General features: G+C 70.9%; 7 protein-coding genes and 2 pseudogenes. 3 read left to right on the top strand and 6 right to left on the bottom strand.

What is annotated here, in order from left to right; translation table 11 throughout:
* Positions 1–111, top strand: a pseudogene (locus tag Taqua_RS09610) (IS5-like element ISCARN85 family transposase); the annotation flags it as partial.
* Positions 112–258: 147 nt separating this feature from the next.
* On the opposite strand, the gene Taqua_RS09605 reads toward Taqua_RS09610, so the two are convergent.
* Entirely contained in the window at positions 259–1,440 is a 1,182-nt protein-coding gene (locus tag Taqua_RS09605) for a class I SAM-dependent rRNA methyltransferase (RefSeq protein WP_144326458.1), read from the bottom strand.
* A gap of 171 nt (positions 1,441–1,611) precedes the next feature.
* Between Taqua_RS09605 and Taqua_RS09600 the strand changes: the two genes are divergently transcribed.
* Positions 1,612–2,133, top strand: coding sequence for a hypothetical protein (locus tag Taqua_RS09600; RefSeq protein ID WP_221933931.1), 522 nt, complete (start codon positions 1,612–1,614; stop codon positions 2,131–2,133).
* 36 nt (positions 2,134–2,169) lie between these two features.
* On the opposite strand, the gene Taqua_RS09595 is transcribed toward Taqua_RS09600, so the two are convergent.
* From Taqua_RS09595 to Taqua_RS09575, 5 genes are all read right to left on the bottom strand, one after another.
* A complete protein-coding gene (locus tag Taqua_RS09595; protein WP_185969604.1) occupies positions 2,170–2,601 on the bottom strand; it encodes a DsrE family protein in 432 nt (143 codons plus the stop codon).
* A gap of 176 nt (positions 2,602–2,777) precedes the next feature.
* Positions 2,778–3,749: a tyrosine recombinase XerC gene (locus tag Taqua_RS09590; RefSeq protein WP_144326457.1), complete on the bottom strand. Its 972-nt coding sequence runs from the start codon at positions 3,747–3,749 to the stop codon at positions 2,778–2,780.
* Between the two features lie 19 nt (positions 3,750–3,768).
* Positions 3,769–4,467 carry a DUF484 family protein gene (locus Taqua_RS09585; protein ID WP_144326456.1) on the bottom strand — a complete coding sequence of 233 codons (699 nt, stop codon included), beginning with the start codon at positions 4,465–4,467 and terminating at the stop codon, positions 3,769–3,771.
* A 31-nt stretch (positions 4,468–4,498) separates the two neighbouring features.
* The gene (gene dapF / locus Taqua_RS09580; RefSeq protein ID WP_144326455.1) at positions 4,499–5,380 is read right to left on the bottom strand and encodes a diaminopimelate epimerase; all 882 of its coding nucleotides are present in this window, start codon (positions 5,378–5,380) and stop codon (positions 4,499–4,501) included.
* A complete protein-coding gene (locus Taqua_RS09575; protein WP_144326454.1) occupies positions 5,380–6,033 on the bottom strand; it encodes a YiaD family glycine zipper/OmpA-like lipoprotein in 654 nt (217 codons plus the stop codon). Before Taqua_RS09575 ends, dapF begins: the two co-directional genes overlap by 1 nt.
* 175 nt (positions 6,034–6,208) lie before the next feature.
* Between Taqua_RS09575 and Taqua_RS09570 the strand changes: the two are divergent.
* Positions 6,209–7,093, top strand: a pseudogene (locus tag Taqua_RS09570) (MBL fold metallo-hydrolase); the annotation flags it as partial.
* Positions 7,094–7,100: the final 7 nt, after the last annotated feature.

Genomic DNA, 7,100 nt, shown 5'->3' with positions numbered 1-7,100 from the left:
CTGTTCCGCCGTCTGAAAGGGTTCCGCCGCATCTTCAGCCGCTTCGACAAGCTCGACGTCATGTTCGCGGCCTTCATCCACTTCGCACTGATCGTCGAATCGTTGCGATAGTGTTAACAGGCCCTAGAGGGTTGGGAAGGCGCCGGCGCCGCCAGCGCGGCCTCCATGGGGGAAGCTGGTGCATATTTCACCAGAAAGCGGCGCGGCTGCCCAGTTTTGGGGCCCGCCGCGGGCCGCCTGTGTTGCCTGCATGCAACACTACGTCCGCACCACCAGAAGGCCCTTCAGGTACTCGCCCTCCGGGAAGGCCAGCGCCACCGGGTGGTCGGGCGCGGCGCTGTGGCGCTGTAGGATGGCCGCCCGCACGCCGGCTTCGTGCGCGGCGCTGGCGACGATTTTTTGGAACAACTCCACGCTCACCGCGCCGGAGCACGAGTAGGTGAGCAGTGCCCCGCCGGGGTTGAGCAGCTTGAACGCCAGGCGGTTGACGTCCTTGTAGGCGCGCGCGGCGCGCTGCAGGTGCGCGGCGCTGGGCGCGAGCTTGGGCGGGTCGAGGATGATCATGTCGAAGCGCCGCCCCTCGGCCAGGTAGGCGCGCAGCGTGGCGTTGACGTCGGCGTCGACAAAGCTGGCACGCTCGGCCGGCAGGCCGTTCATTTGCACGTGTTGTTGCGCGCGCTGCAACGCCGGGGCGCTGGAGTCCACCGAGACCACGTGCTGCGCCCCACCGGCCAGCGCCGCCACCGTAAAGCCGCCGGTGTAGCAGTAGGCGTTGAGCACCTGCGCGCAGCCAAAGCGGCGCACCAGCTCGGCGCAGGCGCGGCGGCTGTCGCGCTGGTCCAGGTAGTAGCCGGTTTTGTGGCCGCTGGCCACGTCCAACGTCAGGCGCCAGCCGTGTTCGCGTATCGTCACTTCGGTGCCGCCCTGCCCGCGCAGCCAGCCGGTCACGGCGGGCAAGCCCTCCCGTTGGCGCACGCCGGCGTCGGAGCGCTCGTACAGCCGCGTCAGGCCCGTCAGCCGCAGCAGCGTGTCGGCCAGCAGGCCCTTGTGCCGCTCCACGCCGCTGGCGCCAAACTGCGCCACCAGCACGTCGGCGTAGCGGTCCACGATCAGGCCGGGCAGCCCGTCAGACTCGCCATGCACCAGGCGCACGCCGTCGCTGTCGATGCCCATCCGCTCGCGCAACCCAATGGCCGCGCACAGCCGCCGCTCGAAAAAACCGGCGTCGATGCGCTCGGCCTCGTCCCAACTCCAGGCCCGCACCCGGATGCGCGACGCCGGTGCGTACGCCCCCCAGGCCAAAAAGCGCCCGTCGGCCGCTTCCACGCGCACCGTCTCGCCCAGGTCGGCGCGCCCGCGCGCGATGGCCGTGTCGAACACCCAGGGGTGGCCGCGCAGCAGCGAGCGCTCCTTGCCCTCATGCAGTCGTATCGTCTTCATAGGGAGCGATTGTCCCACCCGGCCAGGCGGCGCTGGCGCGAGCAGACTAGACCGTGGCCAAGGCCGCCCGCAGGGGATGAACACGGCGTATGGCAGACGCAGGCGCGAGCGCGTGGCCATGCTTGCAGCGCCGTGCGCGCATGGCGCGCGTGGTAACGCTACACAGCCCCCATGGCCGAAAAGCAATTCAACACCGCCGGCCCCTCGCGGCCCGATGACCACTACATGCTCGACCCGCTGCAGCGGATTGACGTGGACGAAGTGCTGGCGCTGATCGAGGCCAAGCGCTACTTCGTGCTGCACGCCCCGCATGAGGTCGACGCGTTGGTGGGCGACACGCTCATTTCGCTGCTGCGCCAAATCCGCGCCGGCTACGCGCAGCGCCCGCAGGCTTTTCCGCAAACCGTGGTGCTGTGCGGTGTGCGCGACGTGCGCGACTACCGCATCCACAGCGGCGGTGGCGACATCATCACGGGCGGCAGCGCTTTCAACATCAAGGCCGAATCGCTGCGGCTGGGCAACTTCAGCCGTGAGGAGACGGTGGCGTGCAGCCAACCGGATCTACGCACGGTTGATCGAGCAGGTGCTTGGATGCAGCGTTCAGGCATCAACGCCAACGGTATGAACGCGTGCCGAGCGACCCGCACCACCGAGCAAGTCGGCAGCCGCACCGTGGGGGTGTGGGGGATGTGAGCGCCCCGCGGCCCGACGGGGCGCAAGCGGCTGGGCTTACGGGCGCAGGTACACGAAGCCTTCGCGCGCCTGCAGCTTGGCCACTTCGGCCACGCCGGACGGCACGATCTTGGCTTCAGGTACGAGCTTGTTTGGGTCGATCTTGCGCGCCATCAAGGTGTTGTTGCAGACGCGGAACTCCACGCCTTTGTTGGCCAGGTCGGCCACGGCACCGGCAAAGGGTTGGTCCTGCTGGTTGGTGGCGCCTTCGAGCAAAAAGTCGATGCCCAGCCCGTGGGTAACGACGACGATTTTGGCCGTGGGGTCGGCGTTGAGGTGGTTGCGGATGTTGCCGATGGCGCGCGAGGCTTGGGGAATCCCTTCGCTAAGGTGGTAGACGACCTTGATCGGCTCGGCCGCGTGGGCGGTGGCGGCCAGCATCAGGCCTGTGCACATCAGGGCGACCCAACGAACGATACGGTGCAGCATGGCAGTCTCCTTGTCTTGCGATGAGGCCACGTATTGTCCCGCCAAAGCTTGCCCCTTTACACCCCGGGGCTTCCCGCACGGTCGCACCGATCACGGCGCTGCCCGATCCGCGGCCCACGGAGCCTGCGCTCCGTGGCCCTAGGGCTGCACGTTGGTATCGCTCAGTGTGACGGCCCCTATCCCGGCCGGCCACGGCGCGCGCGCGGATGCGCGGCTTCGTACACGCGCGCCAGGTGTTGAAAGTCCAGCCGCGTGTAGACCTGGGTGGTGGTGATGCTGGCGTGGCCCAGCAGCTCCTGCACCCCACGCAGGTCGCCGCTGGATTGCAGCACGTGGCTGGCAAAGCTGTGCCGCAGCATGTGGGGATGGACGTGCTGGGGCAGGCCGGCGCGCTGCGCCCAGGCCGCCACGCTGCGGCGCGCCACCTGCGGCGTCAGGCGCGCACCGCGCGCACCGATGAACACGGCCTGCTCGCCCGCCGCGGGCTGCAGCGCGGGGCGCACGGCCAGCCATGCCTGCAGCGCCGCGCAGGCCGCCGGCCCCACCGGCACGCTGCGCCATTTGCCGCCTTTGCCCAGCACGTGCGCCTCGGCGCCGGGCAGGTCGATCCAGCCGCGCGCGTGCGGGTTGGGTTGCAGGTCCAGCCCCAACAGCTCGCCCAGGCGCAGGCCGCAGCCGTACAGCAATTCCACCAGCGCCTGGTCGCGGCGGGCGATCACCGCGGCCGCGGGGTCCGGTGCGTCGTCCCCCGGCCGGCCAGCCTCGACCAAATGCAGCGCGCCTTCCACCGGCAGCGCCTTGGGCAGCGTGCGGGCGGCTTTGGGCGCGCGGATGCCCTGCACGGGGTGGCGCTCGATCAGGCCTTGGCGGCTCAGCCAGGTGTACAGCCCGCGCCAGCACGACAACACCAGCGCGATGCCGCGCGGCTCGTACCCCTGGGCATGCAGTTGCGCCGCCCAGCGGCGCACCTGGGCGGGGTGCACGGTCAGCAGCGTCAACCCTTCGGCCTGGACGCGCTGCAACAAACCGTGCAGGTGCGTGCGGTACAGCTGCTGGGTGCGTGCGCTCAGGCGCCGCTGCACGCGCACGTGCTCCAGGTAGGCCTGCAGCAGGGCCGCGTCGTCGTCGGGCGTCGTCGGCGTGTTCATCGGCGCCCGTCCAGCCGGTTCAGGCCGCTGCGGCGGGGTCGTAGAGCCGCTGCACGGCGGCGGCGGCCAGCTCGGCCAGACGCTGCACGAGGTCGGTGCCGGCGTCGGCCGCAAAGCGCTGCGGGTCGGGGCTGGCCAGCACCAGCAGGCCGCAGGCAGAGGCTTGCTCGTCCGCGCGCAGCGGCAGCAGCGCCACCGAGGCCACCGCGGCGGGGTCGTCCAACCATTGCACGGCCTGCACCCCCGGGTTGGTGCCCACGTAGGGCCGCGGCAGCGACCGCGCGAAGGCGCGCACTTCGTCATCCACCGGGGCGGCCCAAGGGGCATCGGCCCAGGCCGGCGCCACCCCCCACAGCCGCAAGGCCACCTGCGGCACGGCAAAGGTCTGCCGCAGCCCCTCGGTGATGCGCGTCGGCAGCGCGGCGGGGTCGCCCTCGGCCAGCAGGGCGCAGGTCCAACGGTGCAGCCGGTCCAGCAGGGCCATGTTGTCCTGGCCGTGGCGCACCATGTCGGCGGCGCGCCGTTCCCACTGGCGCAGCCGTTCGCGCAGGATTTCGACTTGACGCTCCAGCAGACTGACCGCACGGCCGGTGAGCGGGCTGGTCAGCTGCACGGCGGCCAGCAGCTCCGCGTGACGCTCGAAAAAATCCGGCCGGTTCAGCAGGAACTGGGCGATGTCGTCTTCGGTGATGGGTTGCAGGGCGGCAGGGGCGTTCATGGCGCTGCATTGTGCAACAGGTGCCGCCCCTTCAGTGCAGGTCGGGCACGTCGACCACGCCGGTGAAGACAGGCTCGGCCGGACCGGTCATGCGCACGTGGGCGGCCAGCCCTTCGCGCAGGCCGGGCCACTCGATGGTCAGCACACCGCCGCGCAACGCGACGTCCACCCGCTCGTCCAACCAGCCCAGGCGGATGCCGGCCACCACCGCGGCGCACGCGCCGGTGCCGCAGGCCAGGGTCTCGCCCGCGCCGCGCTCGTACACGCGCAGCCGCGCGTGGCCACGATCCAACACCTGCATGAAGCCCACGTTGACGCGCCGCGGGAAGCGGGCGTGGCCCTCGATGCGTGGCCCCCAGTCGGCGACGGGGGCGGCGTCGACGTCGTCCACGCGCAGCACAGCATGCGGGTTGCCCATCGACAGCACCGCCACCGACACGGGCGCCGCCACGCCCGGCACGTCCAGCGGCCAGCGCAGCCAATCGCCCTCGGGCTGCGGCGTCAGCCCGGTGGGCTCAAAGGGTACGCGCTCGGCCTCGAAGACGGGCGCGCCCATGTCCACCGTGACGCGCCCGTCGTCCTGCAACTGCAGCGTCAACACGCCTGAGCGCGTGGCCACACGCACGCAGCGCTTGGGGGTCAGCCCGGCGTCGTGCACGTAGCGCACAAAGCAGCGCGCCCCGTTGCCGCAGTTTTCGACTTCGCCGCCGTCGGCGTTGTGGATGACGTATTCGAAGTCCACCGCCGGGCTGGGCGCGGGCCTCACGGTCAGGATCTGGTCGGCCCCGACACCAAAGTGCCGGTCGGCCAGCCAGCGGTACTGCGCGGGGTTCAGGTGGTAGCGCTGGCGCGTTTCGTCGAGCACGATGAAGTCGTTGCCCGCACCCTGCATCTTGGTGAAGGGCACGCGCATCAGCCGGTCTGCTCCGCCACGAAGATTTCCACCCGCCGGTTGCGCGCGCGCCCTTCGGGCGTGGCGTTGCTGGCGATGGGTTCACGCGAGCCGCGCCCATCGATGGCGATGCGCCCAATGTCCACGCCGCGGCTGACCAGGTAGTCGCGCACGGCCGCGGCGCGGTTGATCGACAGCGGGTTGTTGACGGCGTCGCTGCCGGTGCTGTCGGTGTGGCCGATGATGGTGACGCGCGCCGCGGGGTTGCGCCTGAGCCCGTCGGCAAAGGTGTCGAGCACGCTGCGGAAGGTGGGCTTGATGTCGGTGCGCCCGACGTCGAACGAAATGTCGCTCGGGATTTCGAGCTTGAGGCGGTTGTCCGCGGTTTGCGTCACGGCCACACCGGTGCCGGCGGTGGCGGCTTCCATCTCGCGCTTTTGCTGCTCCATGCGGCTGGACCACACGTAGCCGCCCAGCGCCCCCGCGCCCGCCCCGATGGCCGCGCCGCGCACCGCGCCTTTGCTGCCGTCGGTCACGGCCCCCAGCACCGCCCCGGCTGCCGCCCCGATCATCGCTCCTTTGGCGGTGCCGGATTTTTGCTCTTCGCTCATGTTGGCGCAGCCACTGGCCAGCACGGCCAGCACCACCGCGGTGGCCAAGCCGCCGCTGACCATGGGCCGTTTCTCGGTGAGATGTTGCATGATGAACTCCTTGTCGTACGGGGGTGTGCACGCTGGGCGCCGCACGTTTACCATTGTGCCCCAGGCCCTTGACGCTGACCAGCACGGCGCCGGCCAGCGGTTACGAGGGGCAACGTCGCTCACATCTGGTCACATGGTTGCAACACCCGCCCCCACCGTGGCGCGCGCTCCTCTGAAGCCGGCCGCACTGGTGCCCGACGCGGCCCCGTGGCAGCACGACGCTGCGGTGGCGCTGCTGGCGCACGTGCAGCGGTTGACCGCCCCCAACCCTGGCCGCATGACCGGCCCCGGCACCAACAGCTACCTGGTCGGCAGTGTGGCCACGGGGTACGTCGTCATCGACCCCGGCCCGCACGACCCAGCGCACCTACAGCGCCTGCTGGCCGCGGCAGGTGCGGACGTGCGCGCCATCGTCTGCACGCACTCGCACCCCGACCACGCGCCGGGCGCGTACCCGCTGCAGGCGCTGGTGATGGCGGCGGGACGGCCCAAGCCGCCGGTGCTGGGCTTGCCCAGTGCCGTGACGGCGCGCGCCCACAGCCACTTTGTGCCCGAGCGCGCGCTGGCCGACGGTGAACGCCTGCAGCTGCACGACCCGGACGGCCAGCCGCGCCACACGCTGCTGGCGCTGCACACGCCGGGCCACGCGGCCAACCACGTGTGCCTGCTGCTCGAAGAAGACGGCCTGCTGTTCAGTGGCGACCACATCCTCAACGGTAGCACCACCGTCATTGACCCGCCCGATGGCGACATGGACGCCTACCTGGCCTCGCTGCAGCGGCTGTGGGTGCTGTGCGACGCCGCTGGTGTGCGCGCCATTTTGCCTGCGCACGGTCGCGTGCTGGGCGAGTCGGCCACGGCCATCGCGCAGTTGGTGCAGCACCGCCTGCGGCGCGAGGCCAAAATTGCGCGGGTGCTGGCCGCGCACCCCGACGCCGACCTGGACACGTGGGTGGCGCACGCCTACGACGACGTGTCGCCCGAGTTGTGGCCGGTGGCCCGGCGGTCGTTGCTGGCGCACCTGCGTCGGCTGGACCCCT

Source organism: Tepidimonas aquatica (assembly GCF_007556585.1).
In the GTDB taxonomy this organism is placed as follows: Bacteria; Pseudomonadota; Gammaproteobacteria; order Burkholderiales; family Burkholderiaceae_C; genus Tepidimonas; species Tepidimonas aquatica.
The sequence above is the reverse complement of the archived record's forward strand: the minus strand, read 5'-3'. Positions and strand labels throughout refer to the sequence as shown.

Bases quoted from the DNA above. Each gene is read 5' to 3' on its own strand.
- Taqua_RS09605 (WP_144326458.1), bottom strand. From the start codon at position 1,440: ATGAAGACGATACGACTGCATGAGGGCAAGGAGCGCTCGCTGCTGCGC.
- Taqua_RS09600 (WP_221933931.1), top strand. From the start codon at position 1,612: ATGGCCGAAAAGCAATTCAACACCGCCGGCCCCTCGCGGCCCGATGAC.
- Taqua_RS09595 (WP_185969604.1), bottom strand. From the start codon at position 2,601: ATGCTGCACCGTATCGTTCGTTGGGTCGCCCTGATGTGCACAGGCCTG.
- Taqua_RS09590 (WP_144326457.1), bottom strand. From the start codon at position 3,749: ATGAACACGCCGACGACGCCCGACGACGACGCGGCCCTGCTGCAGGCC.
- Taqua_RS09585 (WP_144326456.1), bottom strand. From the start codon at position 4,467: ATGAACGCCCCTGCCGCCCTGCAACCCATCACCGAAGACGACATCGCC.
- dapF (WP_144326455.1), bottom strand. From the start codon at position 5,380: ATGCGCGTGCCCTTCACCAAGATGCAGGGTGCGGGCAACGACTTCATC.
- Taqua_RS09575 (WP_144326454.1), bottom strand. From the start codon at position 6,033: ATGGTCAGCGGCGGCTTGGCCACCGCGGTGGTGCTGGCCGTGCTGGCC.